This is a genomic window from Chryseobacterium sp. L12 (genome assembly GCF_056133985.1).
The window spans coordinates 151,830-178,063 of sequence record NZ_JBVYOF010000019.1 but is presented as its reverse complement, the minus strand read 5'-3'; the positions used below and the strand labels follow the sequence as shown (position 1 = coordinate 178,063).

The following is a 26,234-nucleotide window of genomic DNA, read 5'->3' as shown; positions in this document are numbered from 1 at the left end:
CTATATTGAAAATGTCAATTGATTTACTTTACACTTAAGGCACCTAATGATTACTTATCCAAACAAGCTCAGTTATTGAAATTCTTTCCTCTTACCTTCTTATTTATAACTCTAACTAACTCCTAATTCCTAACCCCTAACTCCTGACATCTCACCAAATAGACCCAAGTGAAACAGCTTCCTTTTTCTGAAACACCACCAAAAAACGCCGCTCAAAAAGATACAGCCCAAAACGGAAGAGAGATAAGGGGAAAACTTAACAGCAACGGTAATAAACAAAATCCTCCTGCATCATGTGACACAGGAGGATTTTTATAATATATACAAAATTAAATTACTTCAATTTTTTCTTCACAGCTACCTCTTCATATACTTCAAGAATGTCGCCTTGTTCGATATCATTATAGCCTTTCAGGTTCAATCCACATTCATAACCTTTGGTTACTTCTTTCACATCATCTTTGAAACGTTTCAAACTTTCCAATTCACCATCAAATTTAACAATACCGTCTCTTAATAAACGAACTTTAGAATTTCTGGTAACTTTCCCTGTAAGAACCATACAACCTGCGATTGTTCCTACTTTAGAAATTTTGAATACCTCACGGATTTCTACATTACCAATTACCTGCTCCTGAATTTCAGGGGAAAGCATTCCTTCCATCGCTTCTTTCACCTCATCAATTGCTTTGTAGATGACTGAATATGTTCTGATTTCAATTTCCTCACGATCTGCAAGATCTTTTGCATTAGCTCCAGCTCTTACGTTAAATCCGATAATAATAGCATCAGATGCTGCGGCCAAGTTAATATCCGACTCAGTAATCTGCCCAACACCTGAGTGAAGAATATTTACACTGATTTCTTCTGTTGATAATCTTTGCAGCTGATCAGACAAGGCTTCCACAGATCCGTCTACGTCACCTTTAAGAATAATATTCAATTCTTTGAACTCTCCTAAAGCAATACGTCTGCCTAATTCTTCAAGCGTTGTATGTTTCTTGGTTCTGATTGATAATTCTCTTTGTAGCTGCTCTCTCTTGTTAGCAATTGACTTTCCTTCACTTTCATCAGCATACACCCGGAATTTATCACCTGCTGTAGGCGCTCCGTCTAATCCTAATATTGTTGCTGGAATTGATGGACCTGCCTGTTCAAGATTTTTACCTCTTTCATCAAGCAAAGCTTTTACTTTACCATGGTTTTTACCTGCTACTACATAATCACCTACTCTTAAAGTTCCGGTTTGTACGAGCATTGTTGCTACGTAGCCTCTTCCTTTATCTAATGAAGCTTCAATTACAACACCGTTTGCAGCGCGATTAGGATTTGCTTTTAGTTCAAGCATTTCTGCCTGAAGCAAAACTTTTTCTAAGAGCGTATCCACATTGTTACCAAATTTTGCAGAAATTTCCTGCGCCTGAACATTTCCACCCCATTCTTCCACCAAAATATTCATCCCAGAAAGCTGCTGACGGATATTATCAGGATTCGCATTCGGCTTGTCTACTTTATTGATTGCTATGATCATTGGAACACCTGCTGCCTGAGCATGGGAAATCGCTTCTTTCGTCTGAGGCATTACATCATCATCTGCAGCAATTACGATAATTGCAATATCTGTTACTTGTGCACCTCTTGCTCTCATCGCAGTAAACGCTTCGTGACCCGGAGTATCTAAGAAAGTAATTCTCTGACCATTTTCCAATTTCACGTTGTAAGCTCCGATGTGCTGAGTAATTCCTCCTGATTCTCCTGCAATTACGTTGGTTTTTCTTATATAATCCAGCAATGAAGTTTTACCGTGGTCAACGTGTCCCATTACGGTAACAATCGGTGCTCTAGGCAATAAACTTTCTTCTGTATCCATATCTTCCTCAGAATCTGCATCTTCAAGATCTGCATCCGAGAATTCTATCTTATACCCAAATTCATCAGCTACCAACAATAATGTATCAGCTTCCAGTCTTTGGTTCATCGTAACCATAACTCCTAAAGAGAAACAAGCAGAAATAACTTCTGTAGGAGAAACATTCATCAAGCTTGCCAATTCACCAACGGTGATGAATTCGGTTACTTTCAATGTTCTGTCTGCCGCATCTATTTCCTGCTGACGCTCGTCCTGCTCTCTACGGAAACTTCTTTTATCTTTTCTATGTTTAGAAGATTTAGATTTACCTCCTTTATTGGTAAGCTTTTCTAAAGTTTCTTTAATTTGATTTTTAACCTGCTCATCAGTTAATTCTACAGGCATTGTTCTCTGACCAGGTCTGTTTCCTTGTCCGCCTCTGTTGAAGCCTCCTCTGTTTCCGCCTTGTCCGCCCTGACCACCTTGTCCTGGTGGACGGTTACCCTGATTATTGTTTCCAAATCGGTTTCCTCCGCCTTGTCCTCCCTGACCTTGTGGACGGTTTTGTCCACCTTGACCCGGACGGTTTTGCCCACCTTGTCCTTGAGGGCGATTGCCTTGCTGACCACCTCCCTGCTGGTTATTTCCACCTTGTTGGCTGTTTCCGTTATTTTGATTGGAACTACCACCCGGCTTTTCTATTCTTTTTCTCTTCTTTTTAGCTCCTGAATTCGGTTTTGGAGCAAACTGAGTTAAATCTATTTTCTCACCAACGATTTTAGGACCATCCAACTTTTGATAAACCGTCTCAATCTTCTGAGGTTCCTGAGATTCTTCTGCAGGAGCCACAGGTTTCGGTTCTTCTGCTTTTTGTACAGGTTTTTCTACTGCCTTTGGAGTTTCTTCTTTTGCAGGCTCAGCTATTTTTTTCTCAACTTTTGGCTCTTCGGCTTTTGGTTTTTCTTTTTTTGCAGGTCTGTTCCTGTTTCCTTCTATCTGGGAAAGATCAATTTTATCCAATACTTTAAATTCCTGTTTCTCAGGAGTAGATTTTGGCTCGGAAACAGGTGCTTCTGTTTCTTTTACTTCTTTCACCTCCTCTTCTTTTTGCTTTTCTGCTGGTTGGGAAGGCTCAGGAACAGGCTCTTTAGCCACGGGCTCAGCTTTCTTAGGTTCAAGATCAATTTTACCTAAAATTCTGGTTTCCGGTTTTATATTAACTTTAGCTCTTATTACTTCGGGGGTTTTCTTTTCTTCAATTTCCAGTTTTTCTTCCGGAACTTTAGATATCACCACCTCATGGGAAGCTTTGCGCTGTTCGCCGTCTTTGGCAAACTCAGCTTCCAATGCAGAATATGCCGCTTCTTCTAATTGAGCGTTAGGATTGCTTTCAACCTCGAAACCCTTAGACTGTAAAAACTCTACCAATCTGGACATCGAAATATTGAATTCCTTAACCGCTTTATTTAATCTTATTTTTGGCATCTATATTATTTACTGTTTTTTTAATTCTTAAAAATTAAAGTATCGTTTTTTACTTTTTATTAAAATTTATTTCTAAATATTAATCTTCAAATTCCTCTCTCAAAATACGTTTTACATCTTCAATGGTTTCTTCTTCAAGATCTACCATATTCAAAAGACTTTCTGTATCCTTATCCAACACTGATTTTGCTGTAGTAAGACCTACTTTATTGAATTCATCCAAAATCCACTGTTCGATATCATCATTAAACTCTTTCAAGTCTACGTCATCATCTTCGCTTGCTTCTCTGTATACATCAATTTCGTATCCAGACAGCCATGAAGCCAGTCTGATGTTTTGTCCCTGCTTACCGATAACTTTAGAAATCTCTTCAACCGGAGTATACACTAATGCATAGTTTGCCTCCTCGTTGATGTCAATTTTATTGATGGTAACATTTCCTAAAGCTCGTTTTACCATGATCTCAGGGTTTTTAGACCACTGAATCACATCTATATTTTCGTTTCTCAACTCTCTTACCACACCGTGAATTCTGGAACCTTTTACTCCTACACAAGCTCCTACAGGATCTATTCTGTCGTCATAAGCATCCACAGCAATTTTTGCTTTTTCACCAGGAATTCTCACTGCTTTTTTAAGGATAATTGTTCCGTCCTGAATTTCAGGAATCTCTAATTCCAACAACTTTTCAAGGAATTTCGGAGCTGTTCTTGAGATAATGATCTGCGGTTTAGAACCTTTAAAATCAACACTTTCTACGATTGCTCTGATATTTTCACCTTTTTTAAAGAAATCTGAAGGAATCTGATTTTCTTTAGGCAAAATAAATTCGTTACCCTCATCATCCAGCAAAATTACATGCTTATGGCGAATGTGGTGAATTTCACCGATAACAATCTCACCGATTCTGTCTCTGAACTGCTCATAAAGCATTGCATTGTTATGCTCCTGCAATTTTGTTGCTAAAATCTGTTTCAGCGTCAAAATATTTCTTCTTCCCAACTGCGCAACCGGAATTTCCATGGTAAAATCCTCACCTACTTCAAAAGTAGGATCTATTTTTTTTGCAGCAGAAATTTCAATTTCAAGATCATCGTCTTCAGACATATCATCTTCAACGATTGTTTTATTCAAGAATATCTGAAAGTCTCCTTTATCTGGGTTTACAATCACGTCAAAATGATCATCAGAATCATATCTTTTTCTCAGCAATGTTTTGAGGGAATCTTCAATGATTGCCATCAAATCAATTTTACTGATCCCTTTTTCGTCTTTAAAATCACCAAAGGATTCAATCAACGCTATATTATCCATTTATCTTTTTTCTTTTTATTAAAATTTAATTACTACCAACGCTTTTTTTATCTCTGCGTAAGGAATCTCTTTCTCCTCTTCCACATCAACTTTACCTTTACCGATATCTTTCGGTTTTCTGTACCGAAGTATCAGAGTTATTTTTTCTTCATCGGCAGCGATAAGTTCGCCTTCAGTTTTAGATGAATCGTTCAAAAGAACTTCAATTTCACGTCCGATGTTTTTCTGATACTGTCTCGGGATGGAAAGCGGCTCACTGAGCCCTGCTGACATTACCTGAAGACTGAAATCATGCTCCTCACGATCCATATTAAATTCTATTGCCCGGCTTGCATCAAGACAGTCCTGAACCGACACTCCGTTGTCTCCGTCTAAGATTACTGTAATATCATCCGCAGCAGAAAATTTCAAATCAATAAGAAACAAATCCTTTCTTGTTTCCAGAAATTCATTCAATAATGTTTCAATATTTTTTCTAAACTCCATATTCTATAATACCTGATTTACCAGTACGAAAAAAGGCTTTCTCTTAGAAGCCTTTCCATTTTTTCCGTAAATCTCCTGCAAAGATAAGACTTTTTTCTAAAAAACACAAACCTTATTCATAATCAATATAATATGTTGTCTATTTCAAAATTAGCATCTTATATAAGACAGCTGTCATCTTACACTTAAAGATCTTTCATCAATGATTTTCTGTATGTTAACGGGGCATTTAAATTATATTGAAAGTATTTTAGTATTTTTGTTGCAGATTTTTTAAAAACATATATTTTGAATATAACAATAGTAGGAACAGGCTATGTAGGCTTGGTTACTGGAACCACCCTTGCAGAACTTGGAAATTCTGTATACTGTGTTGATATAGATGAAAAAAAAGTAGAAGGCATGAAAAACGGCGTAGTTCCCATCTATGAGCCGAATCTGGAAGAAATGTTTCTGAGAAACATTCAGTCTGAGAGATTATTTTTTACTACTGACTTAAAAGAAGCTTTGGATAAAAGCGAAGTAATTTATCTTGCCTTGCCTACTCCTCCCGGAGAAGATGGCTCTGCAGATCTTTCTTATGTTTTAAAAGTCGCCAATGATATTGGTGAAATGATGACAGAATATAAAGTGATCGTTAATAAAAGTACGGTCCCTGTAGGTACAGCAGATAAAGTAAGAAATGTTATCGCATCCAAAACAAAAATTCCGTTTGATGTAGTTTCTAATCCTGAATTTCTACGAGAAGGTTTTGCTGTAGAAGATTCTATGAACCCTGCGAGAGTAGTAGTAGGATCTAGTTCTGAAACGGCAAAAGATATCATGGCCAAGATTTATCAGCCGTTTACCAATACCGGAGTTCCTATTATTTTTATGGACGAAAAATCCTCAGAGCTTACGAAATATGCCTCAAATTCATTTTTAGCCGTAAAAATTACGTTTATGAATGAAATTGCCAATTATTGTGAGAAAGTGGGCGCAGATGTAGACAAGGTAAGACTCGGCATGGGAAGTGATGACAGAATAGGACACCGTTTTCTTTTCCCGGGTATCGGGTATGGCGGAAGCTGTTTTCCTAAAGACGTAAAAGCACTTATAAAATCAGGAAAAGATGATAATTTTGATTTTCAGATCCTTCAGGCAACGGAAAATGTAAATATTGCTCAAAAAGTTATTCTTATTTCTGAAATTGAAAAATATTTCGGAGGAAATCTTGAGGGAAAGAAAATCGCAGTATGGGGATTAGCTTTTAAAGCCAATACAGATGACATAAGAGAAGCTTCATCTTTGGATAATATTGCTCTGCTTACAGCAAAAGGGGCAAAAATCACCGCCTATGATCTCATTGCAGAAGAGAATGTAAAAAAACTCTTGGGAGACAAAATACAGTATGCCAACACAATGTATGATGCATTAGAAGATGCAGACGCTTTATTTATCGCTACAGAGTGGCCGGAATTTAAAAATCCAAATTTTGAACTGATGGCAAAAAAAATGAAAAACAAGGTGATTTTTGACGGAAGAAATATGTTTCCGCTGGAAGTAGCAGAACAGAATGGTTTTTATTATAAAAGTATAGGGCGAAAAACAATTTTAAATTAATCATGAAAAACATCATCATAACCGGAGGAGCCGGATTTATAGGCTCACACGTGGTAAGAGAATTTGTTAAAAATTTACCTGAAACTAAAATTATCAATCTTGACGCATTAACATATGCCGGAAATCTTGAAAATTTAAAAGATATTGAAAACGAGTCTAACTACGTTTTTGAAAAAGCAGACATCACCCAACCTGAAGAATTAAGGAGAGTTTTCGAAAAATATCAACCGGATGCCGTTATTCATTTAGCAGCAGAAAGCCATGTAGACCGAAGCATCACAGATCCGAATGCATTTATCAACACGAATGTGAACGGAACAGCCAATCTTTTAAATTTGGCAAAAGAATTCTGGACATTAAATCCCGATCACCAACACGGAAATTTCCCTGACGAACCTAGAACTAATCTTTTTTATCACGTTTCCACAGATGAAGTTTACGGCGCATTAGGAGAAACTGGATTTTTTACCGAGGAAACCCCTTATGATCCTAAATCACCTTATTCAGCAAGCAAAGCAGCTTCTGATCATCTGGTAAGAGCGTATGGTAATACGTACGGAATGCCGTTTATTGTCTCAAACTGCTCCAACAACTATGGTCCGAATCATTTTCCTGAAAAGCTGATTCCTCTTTGTATTCATAATATTATTAACGAAAAACCTCTGCCTATTTACGGAGACGGAAAATATACCCGAGACTGGCTTTTTGTAGTAGATCATGCAAAAGCTATTTTCAGGATTTTCCATGAAGCTAAAACAGGCGAGACCTATAACATCGGTGGATGGAATGAGTGGCAAAACATTGATCTTATCAAAGAACTCATCAGACAAATGGATGCTAAGCTCGGAAAACCAGAAGGTCACAGCGAAAAACTCATTACTTTCGTAAAAGACAGACCAGGACACGACAAACGTTACGCCATTGATGCCACAAAACTAAATAAAGATTTAGGCTGGAAGCCATCTGTAACTTTTGAAGAAGGCTTATCCCAAACAATAGACTGGTTTCTTGAAAATAAAGAATGGCTGGGAAATGTAACTAGCGGAGATTATAAGAAATATTACGAAAAGCAATACAGCTAATTCATATTAAAATGAAAGGAATAATACTCGCCGGAGGTTCCGGAACCAGACTTTACCCTCTTACCATTGCCGTAAGCAAGCAGCTGATGCCGGTCTATGATAAACCGATGATCTATTATCCGCTTTCCACATTGCTTTTAGCAGGAATTAAAGATATTTTAATCATCACAACTCCGCATGATCAGGCTGGTTTTATCAAGCTATTAGGAGACGGTTCGCAAATTGGATGTAATATAGAATATGTAGTACAGCCAAGTCCGGACGGATTAGCGCAGGCTTTCATTCTAGGAGATCAGTTTATCGGGAATGATTCTGCTGCATTGGTTTTAGGAGACAATATTTTTTATGGTTCCGAAATGGGAACTTTACTTAAAAATAAAACCAATCCTGACGGAGGTGTTGTTTTTGCCTATCATGTTTCAGACCCGGAAAGGTATGGCGTTGTGGAATTTGACGATAACTTTAAAGCAGTTTCTATTGAAGAAAAACCATTAGAGCCAAAATCAAATTACGCTGTTCCCGGATTGTATTTTTATGACAATGAAGTGGTTGAAATTGCAAAAAACATTAAACCTTCTTCACGAGGAGAACTGGAGATCACCGATGTAAACAATGTGTACCTCAACAAGGGAAAATTAGAAGTAGGAGTATTAGACAGAGGTACTGCATGGCTGGATACAGGAACCTTCGACTCCTTAAATGACGCTTCAGAATTTGTAAGTGTTATTGAAAAACGGCAGGGATTTAAAATCGGATGTATTGAAGAAATTGCTTTCAGAAACGGTTTTATTAATGAAGAAAAGCTTTTGGAAACTGCTGCAAAATATGGCAAAAGCGGATATGGCGAATACCTGAAAAAACTTGCACAATAATTACAAAACCTATCTTTCCCTCTGTTGGGTTTTGAAATAACCTGATGAAGATTGGGTTACAATCAATTATTATTAAACTCAAAATATGAACACACTTGAGCTTATAGGACGTACCGAAGAACTTTTCAACGAGGATATCAGTACACATGAAAAAGAATTACAAAAAATTATTTCCGGTTCCCGTTTTTTAGTGATCGGAGGAGCCGGTTCTATCGGACAGGCAACCACCAAGGAAATTTTCAAGAGAAATCCTAAAAAATTACACGTAGTAGACATCAGCGAAAACAATCTTGTCGAATTGGTGCGAGATCTCAGAAGTTCCGTGGGTTACACCGATGGAGAATTCAAAACCTTTGCTCTAGACATCGGTTCAGATATTTACAATGCGTTTATCAAAGCTGATGGAAATTATGATTACATACTCAATCTTTCCGCTCTGAAACACGTAAGAAGTGAAAAAGATCCTTTTACCTTGATGAGAATGATTGATGTGAATGTATTCAACACCGATAAAACCATTCATCAGTCTATACAAAAAGGAAGTCATAAATATTTTTGCGTTTCTACAGACAAAGCTGCGAACCCGGTAAACATGATGGGAGCATCAAAAAGAATTATGGAAATGTTTCTGATGAAAAGAAGTCAGGAAATTACCATTTCTACTGCCCGATTTGCGAATGTTGCCTTTTCAGACGGTTCTCTCTTGCACGGATTCAACAAAAGAATTGAAAAAATGCAGCCTATTGTTGCGCCCAACGATATCAAAAGATATTTTGTAACCTCTAAAGAATCAGGAGAGTTATGTCTTATGTCTGCCATTTTTGGTGAAAACAGAGATATATTTTTTCCTAAACTGAGTGAAAATCTACACCTCATCACTTTTGCCGAAATTGCTATAAAATATCTTGAACAGTTAGGATATGAACCTCATCTATGCGAATCTGAGGAAGAGGCAAGAGCAAGAGCTGCTGAACTTTCATCCCAAAAAAAATGGCCTTGTTTATTTACTGAAAGCGACACTACCGGAGAAAAAGATTTTGAAGAATTTTTTACCGAAAACGAATCGCTTGATATGAGCAGATTTGCCAACTTGGGTATTGTAAAAAACAGTTTAAACATAGAAGAAGCTAAACTTCAGCATTTTGAATCTGAAATTATCGCTATGCGAAACAAGGGAAGCTGGGAAAAGAAGGAAATAGTTGATTTATTTAATTGGATGATTCCTAATTTCAACCACAAAGAAACAGGCAAGTATCTGGATTCTAAAATGTAATTACAATGGAAAGAAATCAAAAAATCATACAGTTTATCCGTGAGGTTTTTGATGAAAAAGAAAATTTCATCCCGCTTCATGCTCCATATTTCGGTGGCAATGAAAAAAAATACCTCAACGAAACCATAGATTCTACTTATGTGTCTTCTGTAGGAGCTTTTGTAGATCTTTTTGAACAGAAAATGTGCGAATATACCGGCGCAAAATACGCAGTCGCCTGTGTGAACGGAACCAATGCACTGCATATCGCATTGCTGTTGAGCGGGATTCAACCTGATGACGAGATACTTTCACAGGCTTTAACCTTTATTGCCACCGCAAATGCAATAAGCTACATCGGGGCAAAACCTGTATTTATTGATGTAGATGCAGATACGATGGGAATGTCTGCTACTGCTTTATCTCAGTTTTTAGAAAACAATGCAGAAAGAAAAGCAGACGGTTTTACTTATAATAAAAAAACGGGTAAAAAAATCTCTGCCTGCGTTCCGATGCATACATTTGGTCTGCCTTGCAGAATTGATGAAATACAGAATATTTGCAGCCAGTGGAACATCGCCGTTGTTGAAGACGCTGCCGAATCTTTAGGCAGCTATTATAAAGGCAAACACACCGGAACTTTCGGACAACTTGGGGTTTTTAGCTTCAATGGAAACAAAACCATTACTTGTGGTGGCGGAGGTGCCATCATTACAAATGATGATGAAATTGCTAAAAAAGCAAAACATATCACCACTCAGGCAAAAGTTCCGCATCCTTGGAAGTTTATGCATGATGAAATTGGCTACAATTACCGAATGCCCAACCTGAATGCCGCTCTCGCATGCGCTCAGTTGGAGCAGCTTGATGAGTTTATTTTAAATAAAAGACAAACCGCAAAACAATATCAGGAATTTTTTGAACATTCCGATGTGAGGTTTATAGCAGAAATAGAAAATTCTAAAGCCAATTACTGGTTGAATGCTGTGCTTTTTCCCAATGAAAATGAAAGAGATTTGTTTTTGGAACAATCTAATCAGGAAAAAGTGATGACGCGACCGATTTGGGAATTGATGACTTCATTACCGATGTTTAAAAATTGTGAAAACGACGGACTGAAAAATAGTCGGTATTTAGCCGAAAGAATTGTAAATTTACCCAGTAGTGTAAGAAAATAAATGTCCTCTGATAAAAAAAATATAATCCTGATTGGCGGTGGCGGACATTGCAAATCCTGCATTGAGATCATCAACTCAACAGGGAAATATCATATAGCAGGAATATTGGATCTGCCTTCTGAACTGGGAAAAAAAATTCTTGGAGTAAAAGTTATTGGTAATGATGATGATTATTTAAAATTTCATGAGCAGGAAAATGTTTTTTTTATTACCGTAGGACAAATCAAAAATGCAGAACTCAGGAAAAGAATTTTCCAAAATCTGAAAGCGATTAGAGCACAAATAGAAACAATTATTGCACCCACCGCATACGTTTCTGAAACCGCAAAAATTGGAGAAGGATCTATTGTAATGCATAAGACTTTCATTAACAACGGTGTAAATATAGGTTCAAACAACATCATCAATACCGGAGCTATTCTTGAACATGATGTATTGATAGGAAACCACAACCATATCTCTACCGGAACAATTATTAACGGAGACTGCATAATAGGCGATGAAAATTTTATTGGAAGCGGAGCAAATATCGCCAATAATATAAATATTGGGAATCAAACCATCATTGGTTCGGGAACTGTTGTAATAAATAATATTGACAATTCAGGGGTGTATGTGGGAAATCCTGTAAGAAAAATAGAATGAAAAAAGTAACCATTATTGCAGAAGCAGGCGTAAATCACAACGGAAGTATAGAAAATGCTTTCAAACTAATTGATGCTGCAGTGGAAGCAGGAGTAGATTATGTGAAATTTCAAACGTTTAAATCTGAAAATTTAGTTTCTAAATCTGCTAAAAAAGCAGATTACCAAATAGAAAACACCGGAAATTCTGAAGAATCACAACTGGAAATGCTTAAAAAACTTGAGCTAAATCATAAAAAGCATCAAGAGCTTGTTGATTATTGTTCTAAAAAAAACATAAAATTTTTCTCTACTGCTTTCGATTTAGAATCACTTCAATACTTAAAAGATATTGGATTAGATTTAGTAAAAATTCCTTCTGGCGAAATCACCAACTTACCCTATCTCAGATTAGCTTCAAAATTATTTTCGCAAGTAATCCTTTCTACTGGAATGGCAACTATAGAAGAAATTTCTGATGCTTTTAATGTTTTTACACAAGCCGGAATTTCAAAAGATAAAATCACGATTTTACATTGTAATACAGAATACCCAACACCTTTTGAAGATGTCAATTTAAAAGCTATGCTGACTATTAAAAATCAGTTTAATACAGAAATAGGTTATTCTGACCATACTTTAGGCATAGAAGTTCCCATTGCTGCCGTTGCTTTGGGTGCTACTGTTATCGAAAAACATTTCACTCTAGACAAAACCATGAATGGTCCCGATCATGCAGCTTCTTTAGAGCCTCATGAGTTAAAAGCCATGGTTTCAGCTATAAGAAATATTGAAAAATCAATAGCAGGAGACGGAATTAAGAAACCTTCTTTTTCTGAACAAAAAAATATGGCTATCGGAAGAAAAAGTATCGTTTCTAAAAGAGATATTTCAGCAGGTGAAATTTTTTCCGAGGATAATATTACCGTAAAACGTCCCGGAAATGGCATTTCTCCTATGAGATGGGATGAGATTATCGGTAAAAAGGCAATAAAAGATTTTAAACAAGACGAATTAATAACAGTAGAAATCTAAGAATATGGAAATAAGATCATATCAGCTGGGAGATGAAAAAGCAATATTGGCGTTATTTCATCTGGCATTCGGAAAAAAAATGTCTGAAGAATACTGGAACTGGCGATTTGCAAATAATCCATTTTCAGATGAATTATTCATTGACCTGATGTGGGACGGAGATAAATTAGTAGGACATTACGCAGTATCACCTGTTGATATGATGATTAACGGAAAAGCTGAAAAAACAGCTCTTTCAATGACGACAATGACCCACCCTGAATATGGAGGAAGAGGTATATTCTCCCAATTAGCAGAAAGTCTTTACAGAAAACTGTCTGTAAACAATTACAAACTAGTTTGGGGGTTTCCGAACAACAACTCTCATTATGGTTTTAATAAAAATCTTTCTTGGAGTGATATTGCTTTACAAGGAATGATGTCTTTGAACACAAAAAATTTTTCAAGACTTATTAATGCTGAAGCAAAAGGCAGATCCATAAATACAACGGAAGAAATAGAGAGTAATCTTATATCTCAACTAAACTCTTCCGCAAAATATATAAAAATCAATAAAACTAAAGAATATTTACAGTGGAGATATTTTGATAATCCGACAGCTGATTACAAAATGATCATACCTGACGATAATCGTGGAATTATCATTTATAAAGTAATATCTTCGTTTTCAGACAGCACAAAGTCAGAGATTGATATTATGGATATGGCTTTTGATAATGATATGTCTGTTTTAATAAATTTATTGTCATCTGTTTATAATTCAGAACAGAATATTCTTCAGTTTAATCTTTGGGATTCTCTGTTTTCTGCGAACCAGATTATTCTGGAAAAAGCAGGCTTCAGAGTATGTCCTCCTGTAACCTATCTTGGTTACAGAGCTTTAAGTTCTCCTGATCAGCAAATTGCAGATTACAGAAGTTGGGATATTAGTCTTAGTTATTCCGATGTTTTTTAATGTATTATGAAGAAAAGAAAAATAATAGCAGTAACAGGTGCAAGATCTGAATATGATCTACTTTACACTGTCTATAGGGCATTGAAAGAGCATCCTGCTTTTGATTTCAGTATTATTATTACCGGTCCACATTTATCGGATTCTTTCGGCTATACGGCGAAGTACATCAATGATGACAACTTTACAATTGCCGGTAAGATTTTCAATCTAGTTGATTCCAATCAAAAAGTGGGACGTGTGATCTCTATCGGAAACCAAATTCCTTCTTTAGCAAATATCCTTCACCAAGAAAACCCTGATATGGTTCTTGTAGCAGGTGACCGTGAAGAATCTATTAGTGTAACAATGGTTTGTGCTTATATGGATATCCCTGTCGCTCACTTCTTTGGAGGAGATATTGCCAAAGACGGAAATATTGATAATTCAGTACGATATGCTGCGAGTAAATTTGCGCACATCCACTTCCCGACTTTAGAAGAACACAGGCAAAATTTATTAAAACTGGGAGAAGATGATTTCAGAATTCATGTAGTAGGCAACCCTGCATTAGACAGAATTGTAGCCACAGAACTGCTTTCCAAACAGCAATTATTTCATAATTTATCTGTAGAAAGTAAGAATATTGATAAATATGGTGTTCTTATTCAGCATCCGATTATCACTCAGGTACATTTACAGGCAGAGCATATTAAAATCACCCTTGATTCCCTTTTGGAAATTGAAGGTCTGCATTGTTTTATCAATTATCCTAATTCTGATGCAGGGTTCAGTGAAATTGTCGCAGCGTATGAAAAATATGCTAGTGAATATCCTGATCGATTTACCTTATTTAAAAATCTTGACAGGATCAATTATATCAATTTACTGAGGAATGCAGAATTCCTGATAGGAAATTCAAGTTCGGGAATTGTGGAAGTTGCCTCTATTGGCTTGGCTGCAATCAATGTAGGAGAAAGACAAAGAGGAAGACTGCACGGAGATAATGTGATTTTTACAGATAATAATAAAACACAGATCATTGAAGCTATACACAGAGTTTTGAATGATACTGAATTCAAAAATAAAGTAGCGGCAAAAAACAATCCATACGGAGACGGAAATTCCACGAAAAAAATTATTGATGCCCTTGAAAAAATAGAATTAAATGATTCTTTAATTCATAAAAACATTACCTATTAAATGAAAAAAGTAATTGTTATATCAGCTCATCCTGATGATGAAGTTATTGGCGCAGGAGGAACTCTTTTAAAACACAAACAGGCGGGTGATGAAATTTACTGGCTTATTACCACAAATGTTTTTGAAAGTCAGGGATTTTCAAAAGAAAGAGTAGAATCCCGACAGGTAGAAATTGACAAGGTAGCTGAGAAATTAGGAATTAAGAAAGTTTTTAAGCTGAAATATCCTACCATGAGTTTATCTACAAGTTCTATTATTACAATGGTGCCGGAAATTTCCAAAGTCTTTTCTGAAGTAGAACCGGAAATTATTTACTGCTTGAATCGCTCCGATGCACACTCTGATCACAGGTTCACATTTGATGCAGTAATGTCTTGCACAAAATCATTCAGATATCCTTATGTAAAAAGAGTATTGATGTATGAATGCATCTCCGAAACGGAATTTGCACCTAATCTTCCTGAAAAAGTTTTCATGCCAAACTACTTTGTAAATATCTCTAGCTTTATGGCTGAGAAATTGGAAATTATGAAAATTTATGATTCTGAACTCGGTGAACATCCCTTTCCTAGAAGCTTAAAAAACTTAGAAGCTCTCGCCACTTTCAGAGGAGCATCAGTAGGTGTGGAATACGCAGAAGCTTTTCAATTAGTAAAATATATTGACAAATGAAAGTACAGTCTAATCATTTAATTTTAGAAACCTTTTCTGTACGCCAAGCATTAATTCAGCTAGATATGTTAGCTTCTGATGCTATTCTTTTTGTAACCGATGAAAATCAAAAACTGATTGGCTCCCTTACAGACGGAGATCTTCGTCGTGGGTTTATCAAAGGATTGGGCTTTGAAGATTCTATTGTGGAATTCATTCAGCCGGATCCTAAATTCATTTATGAAAATGAATACAATCAGGAAAAGCTGGAAGATTTTAAGAAGAAAAATTTTAAGATTATTCCAATCGTCAATCAGGAGCATCAGATTACAGATATTCTGAATTTCCGTACCAAAAGTGCGCTCATTCCTGCAGAAGCTGTACTCATGGCAGGCGGAGAAGGCAAAAGACTGCGACCGCTCACTGAAAACACTCCGAAACCACTGCTGACAGTTGGCGACAAACCTATTATTGAACATAATATTGACCGCCTCATTCATGTAGGAATTAATAAAATTCATCTCAGCATCAATTATCTTGGAGAGCAGCTTGAAAACTATTTTAAAGACGGAAAAGATAAAGGAATTCAAATTTCGTATGTAAAAGAAAACAAACCATTGGGTACCATTGGCTCGGTACTTCTATGCGAAGATTTTCTGCATGATGATATTATCGTGATGAATAGTGACCTACTCACTAATATAGATTTTGCAGACTTTTATAAAAGTTTTAAAAACTGTGATGCAGATATGGCGGTCGCAGCAACAAGCTATCATGTAGATGTACCTTACGCCGTGCTGGAAGCTGATGAAAAACAAACTGTAAAATCGCTGAAAGAGAAACCAAGATATACTTATTTTTCCAATGCCGGAATTTACATTCTAAAAAAATCTTTATTGGCGATGATTCCCGAAGATGAGTTTTTTGACATCACCGATCTGATGGAAAAAGTCTTGAGAATGGATAAAAAAATCATCACCTATCCCATCAATGGCTACTGGCTGGATATTGGAAGACACGAAGATTACACGAAAGCACAGGAAGATATTAAACATTTGAAGTTATAATATGACTGAAAAGAATACTTCGAGAATTGAAACTTTAGACTGGCTCAGAGGTTTGTGTGCTCTTTCAATCATGTTTTATCATTTGATTATGTGGAAGTTCCAATCTCTTAATTCTTCTGATTTTCTTGGGCGGCTAGGCGTTTATGGTGTTTCGATTTTCTTTATTTTATCAGGGTTGAGCATGGCAATCGTATATCACAGAAATATTGTTTCTGTAAATAAGTTTGTTGCTTTTTTCTTGAGACGTTTTTTCAGAATTATTCCGTTGCTTTTTATAGTAACCACGCTTACGATTCTGTTCAGAGCATATAAAGGAGAAGATTTAGAGTTTCAAAGGTATATTCTCAATATCACATCACTTTTTGGTTTCTTTGATTATAAAGGATATATTGCTACAGGGGCATGGTCAATCGGAAACGAAATGGTCTATTATGCACTTACACCATTTATTTTCTTTGCCTACAACTTCAGTAAAATACTCGGAAATATTATTTTTTCTATCAGTATTTTAATCGGTTTATATTTTTCATTTCATTTATTAAATGAAGATTTGCTGTTGCGAAACCAATGGAAAATTTATATTAATCCATTTAATAATTTTTTCCTTTTTTTTTCCGGCATTGCTATGTTTTATAACTTCCGAGACATTAGTCTAAAGCCTTTATATAATAATTTAATCCTTGCATTAAGTATCTTATTATTCATTTTTTATCCTGTAACTGGAGATACGATTAACATCGTGACAGATATCAACAGGATTGTTTTTGTCTTGTTATCGTTTCTTATCGTCTTTGGATTTTATAAGCTGACCATTACTCTACCGAAAAAATTAGCTTATACTTTAGAAACATTCGGAATTGCGACTTACGGAGTTTATATGTTCCACCCTGTTGTTTATAATTACTTAATGAGTTTTGCTCCGGAATTTACTGTACGGAACTTTTATATTGTCTTCTTTACAGTGGTAACAAGCACTATTGTAATATCAATTCTTTCGTATTATAGATTTGAACTTCCTCTTTCCAATTTTGGAAAAAAACTGATCAATAAATATTTAAAATAATATGATAGCAATTATTCCCGCGCGAGGAGGTTCCAAAGGACTTCCCGGAAAAAACATTAAACTTTTAAATGGCAAACCTTTAATTGCTTATACTATTGAAGCTGCTAAACAGTCAAAATCAATAACCCGAATTATTGTAAGCACAGATGATCAAAACATTGCGGATGCAGCTTTAGAATATGGTGCAGAAATTCCGTTTTTACGACCTTCTCATTTGGCAACTGATGATGCACTCGCCATTGATGTTCTGAAATATACCATCGAAAGACTAAAAGAAGAGCAAAATTCAATAGAAGAATTTATTGTCCTGCAACCCACAAGTCCGCTCAGAACACCTCTGAATATTGATGAAGCAGTAAATTTATTCAGGGGAAAGAATGCTGACTCTGTCATAAGCTATTGCAAAGAACATCATCCGATAAGATGGCATAAATACATTACCGAAGAAGGAAAATTTGAAAATATATTTGATGATACCCTACAGAACCGTCAGATGGAAAAGCCTACTTATTTTCCTAACGGTGCTATCTATATTTATAAAACAGAAATCATCAATACCGGAAAATATTATACAGAAAATAGTTTTGCTTACATCATGGAAAGGGAAAGCTCTATAGACATAGACGACATTCAGGATTTTGAATATGCAGAGTTTTTGCTGAAAAAAAAATAGACTTTATCATTCTCAGCTCTTTATAAGTAATTACTTATCTTTGTGAGTTGGAATTTTACACAAAAACATGAACGAACAGATAAAAATTTATGAGGCAGGTGCTAAAAGACAAACGTTTGTTGCTCTTTTAACCCAAATGTTTAAAGACCTCACCAATTCCCATACGCTTGCAAAAAGACTGTTTATCAGAGACCGGAATGCAGAATACCGTCAATCTATTTTTGGTCTCCTCTGGTCTGTATTCACCCCGTTATCTAACACATTGGTTTGGATTTTTCTAAGTGCATCAGGAGCTGTAAAAATTGATGACACAGGACTTCCCTACCCTGTTTTCGTCCTCATAGGAACTTTATTATGGGCTATATTTACAGAAAGCGTCAATATGCCGCTCCTTAGAACTACAGGATCCAGAGATCTTTTAACGAAAGTAAATTTTGAAAAAGAAGCCATCATTTTATCCGGAATTTACAAGCTGATATTCAATACACTTATTAAATTAGGTATTATAGCATTGCTTTTTGTGTTCTTTAGAATTTCTCCGGGATTTCAGATGGTACTGGCAATTCCTTGCATTCTTTTATTGATGGGCTTCGGAATGGGTATAGGTCTTCTCCTTACTCCTGTGGGAATGCTTTACAAAGATATATCAAGAATTATCCCGATGATACTTTCTTTCGCAATGTATCTTACTCCGGTAGTGTATAAAACAACCAAATTCAAGTCTTTAGAATCTTTTCTTAGTCTCAATCCTCTTACTCCTATCATCAACAGCACAAGAAATCTTCTTACAGGCGGCAATTTTGAAAACATTCCCTATCTTCTGGTGATTGCTTTCGGTACGCTTGTTCTTGTTTTAATCGGATGGATTTTATTTCGTATCTCTATTCCCATCATTGTTGAACGTATGTAATTTTTCTGTAATATGTCTGAAGTATTAGTAAAAGTAGATCATGTATCTAAAAAATTCTGTAAAGATCTGAAAACCGGACTTTGGTACGGCTTTCAAGATTTAGGAAAAAACCTTTTCGGCAATAACAGCGAAAACCAACTTCGGCCAAAAGAATTCTGGGCGGTAAACGACATCAGCTTTGAAGTAAAAAGAGGGGAATGTCTCGGACTTTTAGGACATAATGGTGCCGGAAAAAGCACGCTCTTAAAAGTTATTAACGGACTACTTTCTCCCGATAAGGGAAGAATAGAAATGCGAGGAAGAGTAAATGCATTGATTGAATTAGGAGCTGGCTTCAATCCTATTCTTACAGGTCGTGAAAATATCTTCAATAATGCGGCAGTTTTAGGAATATCTGAAAAGGAAACCAAAAAGAAACTGGATGAGATTATTGCTTTCTCCGAGCTGGAAGAGTTTATAGATACACCCGTTCAATATTACAGTTCAGGGATGAAAGTAAAACTGGGATTTTCCGTAGCTGCCCATTTAGAGCCGGATATTTTAATTCTTGATGAGGTTTTGGCTGTAGGTGATGCAGGATTCAGAATAAAATCTTTTAATAAAATGATGGAGCTGATGAAATCCTGTGCGGTACTTTTTGTCTCTCATGCAATGCCTAATGTAGCAAGAGTCTGCAACAAAGTAATCTATATGGAGCACGGAAAGAATCTTTATTGTGGAAATGATGTACATCAGGGTATTGAAATGTATTTTGACCAGTTTTCTAGTGAAAAATCAAAGATTGAATTCAATGACGCTGCAACTATTGACCAGATTTACATTAATAAACAACCCCAATCTAACAATGTCATATCTACGTTTTATGGAGAAGATTTCAAACTAAAATTCAATATCAACATTTTAGAAAAAGGTATTGAAAGTTTTTATATTTCAATTCAGATTACAGATAAAGATCTGAAGATTGTAGCTAATTTTTTTACAAACAAATTCTCACCGAATTTTAAAGTAGAAAATCATAATGAGATTGAAATTATTTTCCCTGAACTTCTACTGATTGATGGAGAATATCAAATAACGTATTTTATTGTTACAAACGATGGTACAGAAAACCAATATCGTTATCTGGCAATCTATAGAAACTATACCACTTTTAAAGTAAGAGGTTTGAAGGAAAACGTATATGCTGCAATTTATTTAAAGGGATTTATAACACACAACGGTAAAGCATTAAACTGATGGAGATTAAAAACCGTACAGATATTAAGAATTTTATTGTTGATATTGAAAAAAAATTTGACATTCTACAATGGAAAGTAAATGATATTCATTTATGGCCATTGATAAGAATTGAACTTTATTTTGCTCTTATCAAGAGCATTGAAAATGATGATTTAATTATTTCAGTACCTAACAAATCATTTTCTACAAAACAAAAAAAAATCAAATATAATTTAATTTTTAGAATTAAAAGGCAATTAAAACACACTTACGAAAAGTCGCAAATCTATTTAAAATTAAAAAAAGCTACAAAAAATTTAAGAAAAAAAGAAACAGTTTTTGTAAGCGAAAAAATGTACAGATCTGAAATTAATGGAATTTATTACAATAAATTTTTTGATCCATTGATTGCAGACAAAACAGAAAAAAGTTTTCTTTTTTGGGAATACGGAGAAATTCTTGAAAACTTTTCCAATCAAAATGCAATTATAGACTTCATAAAAGTTAACTCACTCTATAAAAGATATTTGTATCTTATTTTTAATAAAAATAAAATAGATGTTTTTTTGGAAGGATATGAAAGTCTATGGGATTATATCACTACTAACAACCCAAATCTTTCATCAGACTCTTTAACCAAAGAAGCAATTTCCCGTCAAGCTTTAATTTTTCATCAAGCATTTCAGACTGCAAACTACCTCCTGAAAAAAGTACAACCTAAGAAAGTTTTTATTTTATGGTATTATGGTTTCCCAGGATTCGCAATAAGCGCAGCAGCCAATAAGCTTAATATCAAAACAATAGAAATGCAGCATGGTCCTCAAACAGATCTTCATCTAGCATATGCAAACTGGACAAAAATTCCAGATGCTGGTTTTGATATGCTTCCAAGAAATTATTGGTGTTGGAATCGATCATCTGCTGAAACAATTGAAAAATGGTCAAATTCAAATCCATTATACAATATTGAAATAAATGGAAATCCTTGGCATTCATTTGAAATAAATATCAAAAACATATCCGAAAACTATGTTTTATATTGCATGCAACCAATCCCTGTATCTATTACACAGCTAATATTTCCGGCTCTCATTAACACTATAAAAAATTCAGAAAAAAAATGGTATATTAGATTTCATCCACGACAAAAGGATGAAGAAATACAAGAAATTATTAATATTATAGAAGAAAGTAATATTTCACATAAGGTTAATTTTGATGATGCTAATAGAATTACTTTACCTCAACTTATCAAAAATTGTAGTTTTCATATTACCCATTTTTCAGGATGCGCATTAGAAGCATTTATACTTAAAAAGAAAACTATTTTTATCAATGAAATCGGTTTACATAGCTTTCCTGAAATTTTTAAAAATAAATTTGCGTACTACATTGATTATAATGATAAAAATTTTGAAGAAAAATTCCGTAAGATTGAAGATCAAATCAATACATAGTTTTCACAAAATTAATACTTATATAAAATGATCGTAGGAAACGGACTTATTGCCAGTTTATTCAAAGAAGAAGATCGTAGTGACACTGTATTCTTTGCATCGGGTGTTTCCAATTCTTTAGAAACACGTTTATCCGAATTCAAGAGAGAAGAGCAATTGCTGAAAAAAATAATAGATGAAAATCCGGATAAAAAAATTCTTTATTTTTCGACCTGCAGCATCTACGATTCTTCAAAATCTGAAAGCCCATATGTACTTCATAAACTCAATATGGAACATTTAGTAAGCAGTCATCAGACTTCATACCTTGTTTTGAGAGTAAGTAATGTTGTAGGAAATGGCGGCAATCCTAATCTATTGATGAACTATCTCACCAGAAGCGTACAAAATGATGCACAGATTACGGTGCATACTAAAGCAAAAAGAAACCTCATTAATGCTGAAGATGTAAAAAAAATTGTTTTACAGCTTATTGAACAGGAAAAATTCAATGGAATTATCAACTTGGCATATTTGGAAAACTTTTCTACAATTGAGATTTTAGAAGAACTTGAACTATTATATGAAGCAAATCTTAACCTGAACTTACTTCCTATTGGAAATGCTTACGAAATAGACATCCCTTACGCCAAAGATTATTTTACAAAATATAAACTTACAGATAAAAAAAGCTACCTAAGAAAAATCATCAATGATTATTACAAAACACAGATATGAGCCTACCTTTATTCTCAATATTAGTTGCCAATTACAACAATGGCAAGTATTTCCAGGATTGTTTTAATAGTTTAGTAGCCCAAAGCTACCAGAATTTTGAAGTTATCATCGTAGATGATTGTTCTACAGATAATTCTGTAAAAACGATCGAAAAGATGATTGAAAAAGATTCCCGCTTTAAACTTTGGACTAACGAGAAAAATAAAGGTTGCGGATTTACAAAAAATCGCTGCGTAACGTTAGCACAAGGACAAATTTGCGGTTTTTTGGATCCTGATGATGCGATTACTTCCAATGCTATAGAAATCATGGTAAGTGAACATATGGGCAATCCAGAGTGTTCAGTCATCTACTCAAATTTTATATCATGTGATGACAACCTTATTATCTCATTTGTAAGGAAAACCAATCAGGTTGTCAATGGAAAACAAGATTTTTATAATTTTGATGGAGCCATATCAGCATTTGCTACATTCAAGAAGTCTATATATGAAAAGACACTAGGAATCAATAAAAATCTGATGCGAGCTGTAGATCAGGATCTCTATCTGAAACTATATGATATAGCACCGGTAAAATATATTGACGAAGATCTTTATTTATACAGAATACACGAAGGAGGAATTTCTACCAATCACAATGGTGAAAAAGCGTTTTTCTGGCATTGGATAGTGATTCAGGATAGATGTAATCGGTTGGGTATAAATCCTGAGAACATTTTTTTGGAAATATTTACCCGAAAAAGATATGAAGAGAAAAGAAATCAGGAAATAGCTTATCTTAAGGATAAAATCGTCAAGGTGAAAAATTCAAAATGGTTGAAGGTGGGTGCATTCTTAGGTTTATTTAAAAACTATAAACAACTATAATAATGGCAGAAACTCTGATAAGTATCATTATATCTTGCTATAATCAAGAGTTTTATCTTGATGAATGTTTGCATTCTGTTTCTGTACAGACGTATGAAAACTGGGAATGTATCATCATTGATGACGGCAGTACAGATAACAGCCAAAGTATTGCTGAAAAATGGGTAGAAAAAGACAGTCGCTTTATATATATTAAAATAGCCAACGGAGGTCCCTCGCTTGCGAGAAATACTGGGATAGAAAAAAGTACCGGAGAGTGGATTCTTTTTTTGGATGGTGACGACATTATTGCAACTGAAAAACTTAATCATTCCATCAAAAATTCAGAAAACAAAAATATCGTTATCTCCAACTTTGAGATGCTCCATAACGGCAAAGTTCTAGAGCCTTTCTCAGACATTACCCGATATCCCATTTCTACAGAAAACATCGTAAAAAGATGGGATATAGACTTTAATATACCAATACACTGTATTCTTTTCAGAAAAGAACTTATTGGAAACATCCGTTATAAAGAAAATTTAAAAGCAAAAGAAGATTGGATTTTTTGGATTGATATTTTCAGTAAAAACAAAATTGAAGTTAGATTAATTGATGAAAAGCTCGTACAATACAGACAACATTCAAATGGCATCTCTAAAAACTTCAAAAGTGTATACATGGATAATCAAAATGCCAACGAATACATTTACAATAACTATGACGAAACGATTAGAAAAGCTTTATTTGAAAGAATCAACCTGCAAAATTTCAATCTAAACAACGAAAACTTAGAACAAAAAAAATATATAAAGCAACTACAAAATACAAAAGTATTAAAGTATTATTTTAAATTAAAAAAATTATTCTAAATGACCTCTGTATCTGTAGCAATCTGTACATATAACGGCGAAAAGCATCTTAAAGAACAGATAGAAAGCATTCTCAATCAAACCCTTTCCGCAAATGAAATTGTTATTTGCGATGATTGCTCTACGGATACAACAAGAGAAATTTTAACTCAGTATGCTCTTCAATATCCTCATTTGATTACGGTTGTCTACAATTCTGAAAACCTGGGATATGTAAAGAATTTCGAGAAAGCACTATCACTTTGTACGAAAGACATTATATTTTTATGTGATCAGGATGATATTTGGATGGAAGATAAAATTGAAAGAATAATCAAACACTACCTAGATAAACCTGAGACCGATATAATATGCCATAATGTTTTGCTTTTTGGTGAAGCTGTGAGTAAAAAGATGACTTATTGGGAACTGGAAGGTTTTGATCCCGGAAAGTACATAACCAATAAGGATCTGTTGCGAAAACTGATCTTTGAAGGCAATGTTTTTCCAGGGATGAGTATGTCTGTAAAGAAAACTTTTCTAGAAAGAAATCTTCCGCTGAAAAAAATCAATCCTCAGATTATCCACGATTACGAACTTTTGCTTTTGGCTTTAAATAAAGAAACTTTTGAAATAAATCATCAGGTTCTCAGCAAATACAGAATCCATAAAGACCAAAAGATAGGATTTAAAAGATTTTCAAAAAAAAGTGATGAAGATAAGCAGACCCGCCAAAAATTATATTCAGTTTTCAGAAAAGCAGAATATATAAAAAGTATTGTTGAAAAATTATCATTAAATACTGATCTTGTTGAAGATTATAAAACAATCTGTATAAGGAAATATCAGGAATATTTATCCCAAACTCCTGTTTTTAAAAGATTTATTGAGAGACTGAACTTAAAATACAGATATAAAATTTTTAAATTCTTATCGTGAAAATTTATACTATCATCGTTACCTACAACGCTATGAAATGGGCAAAGAAATGCTTCAGCAGCCTGAGACAATCTTCTGTTCCGCTAGCTTGTATAGTAATAGACAATGGCTCAACAGATGGAACGCAGGACTTCATAAAAACCCACTTTCCGGAAATAAAACTAATACAATCTGAACAAAACCTCGGGTTTGGAAAGGCCAATAACATCGGAATTGAAGAAGCTTATAAAGATAATGCAGATTTTTACTATCTGATGAATCAGGATGCGTGGCTGTACAAAGATTCTATTCAAAAACTTCTGGATGTATACACACATCACCCGGATAAAAAAGAAATTGGTATCCTGAGTCCTGTACACATAGATGGCACCGAAAAAAAACTTGATATATTTCTGGATAAATACATTGCTTCTAATTTTGAAAAAACAAGGCTGATATCTGATCTTTATTTTCAGAAAACCGAACTTTTTTATGAAATGAGTTTCATCAATGCAGCGCACTGGCTTATTCCCAAATCTACCATAGAAACTGTGGGCGGGTTCAATCCTTATTTTTTTCATTACGGTGAAGATAATGAATATGTAAACAGAGTTCATTTTCATCAAAAAAAAGTTTTACTTGCTGTACATTCCAAGGCTGTACATGACGGAAAACAAACGCTGGGAAAAGTAGATTATACAAAATATCCGGATCTTAGTATTGAGACAAAAATACTTAATCCTAATAATCCCAATGCTTTATCACAAGAAAAGAAGGCATTGCGACAAAGCATGGTCAAAAATATGTTTTCAGGAAACAGAGTTCAATACAAAAAGCTTCAGGAGAAATACAGAAAAATCACTAAGGAAGAAAAAAAACTAGCAGAAATTGTTACACAAATTAAAAATGTAGGTTTAACATTCTTAAATTTGTAAATTAAAAACATAA

Annotated in this window: 25 protein-coding genes; 22 read left to right on the top strand and 3 right to left on the bottom strand. The window is 34.7% G+C overall.

Annotated features, from left to right (window positions below; translation table 11 throughout):
* Window positions 1–168 precede the first annotated feature (168 nt).
* Window positions 169–318, top strand: coding sequence for a hypothetical protein (locus AC0NBN_RS12645; protein ID WP_160813425.1), 150 nt, complete (start codon window positions 169–171; stop codon window positions 316–318).
* A gap of 16 nt (window positions 319–334) precedes the next feature.
* On the opposite strand, the gene infB is transcribed toward AC0NBN_RS12645, so the two are convergent.
* From infB to rimP, 3 genes are all read right to left on the bottom strand, one after another.
* Complete coding sequence (infB, locus tag AC0NBN_RS12640; RefSeq protein ID WP_160813423.1) at window positions 335–3,334, bottom strand: translation initiation factor IF-2; 3,000 nt, start codon at window positions 3,332–3,334, stop codon at window positions 335–337.
* Between the two features lie 79 nt (window positions 3,335–3,413).
* Window positions 3,414–4,649, bottom strand: coding sequence for a transcription termination factor NusA (nusA, locus tag AC0NBN_RS12635; protein WP_089743677.1), 1,236 nt, complete (start codon window positions 4,647–4,649; stop codon window positions 3,414–3,416).
* An 18-nt stretch (window positions 4,650–4,667) separates the two neighbouring features.
* On the bottom strand, window positions 4,668–5,135 hold the full coding sequence (rimP, locus tag AC0NBN_RS12630; protein ID WP_160813421.1) for a ribosome assembly cofactor RimP: 468 nt from the start codon (window positions 5,133–5,135) through the stop codon (window positions 4,668–4,670).
* 288 nt (window positions 5,136–5,423) lie between these two features.
* Between rimP and AC0NBN_RS12625 the strand changes: the two genes are divergently transcribed.
* The 21 genes from AC0NBN_RS12625 (at window position 5,424) to AC0NBN_RS12525 (ending at window position 26,221) form a co-directional block, all read left to right on the top strand.
* A complete protein-coding gene (locus AC0NBN_RS12625; protein ID WP_160813419.1) occupies window positions 5,424–6,737 on the top strand; it encodes a UDP-glucose dehydrogenase family protein in 1,314 nt (437 codons plus the stop codon).
* A 2-nt stretch (window positions 6,738–6,739) separates the two neighbouring features.
* Window positions 6,740–7,819, top strand: coding sequence for a dTDP-glucose 4,6-dehydratase (rfbB, locus tag AC0NBN_RS12620; RefSeq protein WP_143885579.1), 1,080 nt, complete (start codon window positions 6,740–6,742; stop codon window positions 7,817–7,819).
* 11 nt (window positions 7,820–7,830) lie between these two features.
* Window positions 7,831–8,691: a glucose-1-phosphate thymidylyltransferase RfbA gene (gene rfbA, locus AC0NBN_RS12615; RefSeq protein WP_160813417.1), complete on the top strand. Its 861-nt coding sequence runs from the start codon at window positions 7,831–7,833 to the stop codon at window positions 8,689–8,691.
* A gap of 85 nt (window positions 8,692–8,776) precedes the next feature.
* On the top strand, window positions 8,777–9,964 hold the full coding sequence (locus AC0NBN_RS12610) for a UDP-N-acetylglucosamine 4,6-dehydratase (protein ID WP_160813415.1): 1,188 nt from the start codon (window positions 8,777–8,779) through the stop codon (window positions 9,962–9,964).
* Between the two features lie 5 nt (window positions 9,965–9,969).
* Window positions 9,970–11,121, top strand: a complete 1,152-nt coding sequence (locus tag AC0NBN_RS12605) for a LegC family aminotransferase (protein ID WP_160813413.1) — start codon at window positions 9,970–9,972, stop codon at window positions 11,119–11,121.
* Window positions 11,122–11,766: a NeuD/PglB/VioB family sugar acetyltransferase gene (locus AC0NBN_RS12600; RefSeq protein ID WP_160813411.1), complete on the top strand. Its 645-nt coding sequence runs from the start codon at window positions 11,122–11,124 to the stop codon at window positions 11,764–11,766. It begins immediately after the preceding gene.
* The gene (neuB, locus tag AC0NBN_RS12595) at window positions 11,763–12,779 is read left to right on the top strand and encodes an N-acetylneuraminate synthase (RefSeq protein ID WP_160813410.1); all 1,017 of its coding nucleotides are present in this window, start codon (window positions 11,763–11,765) and stop codon (window positions 12,777–12,779) included. Before AC0NBN_RS12600 ends, neuB begins: the two co-directional genes overlap by 4 nt.
* A gap of 4 nt (window positions 12,780–12,783) precedes the next feature.
* Window positions 12,784–13,734 carry a GNAT family N-acetyltransferase gene (locus AC0NBN_RS12590; RefSeq protein ID WP_160813408.1) on the top strand — a complete coding sequence of 317 codons (951 nt, stop codon included), beginning with the start codon at window positions 12,784–12,786 and terminating at the stop codon, window positions 13,732–13,734.
* 6 nt (window positions 13,735–13,740) lie between these two features.
* Window positions 13,741–14,913 (top strand): UDP-N-acetylglucosamine 2-epimerase, encoded by a 1,173-nt coding sequence (neuC, locus tag AC0NBN_RS12585; protein ID WP_160813406.1) that lies wholly within the window; start codon window positions 13,741–13,743, stop codon window positions 14,911–14,913.
* Entirely contained in the window at window positions 14,914–15,585 is a 672-nt protein-coding gene (locus AC0NBN_RS12580) for a PIG-L family deacetylase (protein WP_160813404.1), read from the top strand.
* On the top strand, window positions 15,582–16,631 hold the full coding sequence (locus AC0NBN_RS12575; protein ID WP_160813402.1) for a nucleotidyltransferase family protein: 1,050 nt from the start codon (window positions 15,582–15,584) through the stop codon (window positions 16,629–16,631). Before AC0NBN_RS12580 ends, AC0NBN_RS12575 begins: the two co-directional genes overlap by 4 nt.
* A gap of 1 nt (window position 16,632) precedes the next feature.
* Entirely contained in the window at window positions 16,633–17,694 is a 1,062-nt protein-coding gene (locus AC0NBN_RS12570; protein WP_160813400.1) for an acyltransferase family protein, read from the top strand.
* A gap of 1 nt (window position 17,695) precedes the next feature.
* The gene (locus AC0NBN_RS12565) at window positions 17,696–18,367 is read left to right on the top strand and encodes an acylneuraminate cytidylyltransferase family protein (RefSeq protein ID WP_160813398.1); all 672 of its coding nucleotides are present in this window, start codon (window positions 17,696–17,698) and stop codon (window positions 18,365–18,367) included.
* A 67-nt stretch (window positions 18,368–18,434) separates the two neighbouring features.
* Window positions 18,435–19,277 (top strand): ABC transporter permease, encoded by an 843-nt coding sequence (locus AC0NBN_RS12560; RefSeq protein ID WP_474468514.1) that lies wholly within the window; start codon window positions 18,435–18,437, stop codon window positions 19,275–19,277.
* Between the two features lie 12 nt (window positions 19,278–19,289).
* Window positions 19,290–20,513 carry an ABC transporter ATP-binding protein gene (locus AC0NBN_RS12555; protein WP_160813397.1) on the top strand — a complete coding sequence of 408 codons (1,224 nt, stop codon included), beginning with the start codon at window positions 19,290–19,292 and terminating at the stop codon, window positions 20,511–20,513.
* Window positions 20,513–21,952, top strand: coding sequence for a hypothetical protein (locus tag AC0NBN_RS12550; RefSeq protein WP_160813395.1), 1,440 nt, complete (start codon window positions 20,513–20,515; stop codon window positions 21,950–21,952). Before AC0NBN_RS12555 ends, AC0NBN_RS12550 begins: the two co-directional genes overlap by 1 nt.
* Window positions 21,953–21,979: 27 nt before the next feature.
* Window positions 21,980–22,669, top strand: coding sequence for an NAD-dependent epimerase/dehydratase family protein (locus tag AC0NBN_RS12545; RefSeq protein WP_160813393.1), 690 nt, complete (start codon window positions 21,980–21,982; stop codon window positions 22,667–22,669).
* On the top strand, window positions 22,666–23,538 hold the full coding sequence (locus AC0NBN_RS12540) for a glycosyltransferase (protein ID WP_160813391.1): 873 nt from the start codon (window positions 22,666–22,668) through the stop codon (window positions 23,536–23,538). The genes AC0NBN_RS12545 and AC0NBN_RS12540 overlap by 4 nt, the downstream gene beginning before the upstream one ends.
* Window positions 23,539–23,540: 2 nt before the next feature.
* On the top strand, window positions 23,541–24,389 hold the full coding sequence (locus AC0NBN_RS12535) for a glycosyltransferase family 2 protein (RefSeq protein WP_160813389.1): 849 nt from the start codon (window positions 23,541–23,543) through the stop codon (window positions 24,387–24,389).
* Entirely contained in the window at window positions 24,390–25,307 is a 918-nt protein-coding gene (locus AC0NBN_RS12530; protein WP_160813388.1) for a glycosyltransferase, read from the top strand.
* Window positions 25,304–26,221, top strand: coding sequence for a glycosyltransferase family 2 protein (locus tag AC0NBN_RS12525; protein ID WP_474468509.1), 918 nt, complete (start codon window positions 25,304–25,306; stop codon window positions 26,219–26,221). Before AC0NBN_RS12530 ends, AC0NBN_RS12525 begins: the two co-directional genes overlap by 4 nt.
* The last annotated feature ends 13 nt before the right edge of the window (window positions 26,222–26,234 follow it).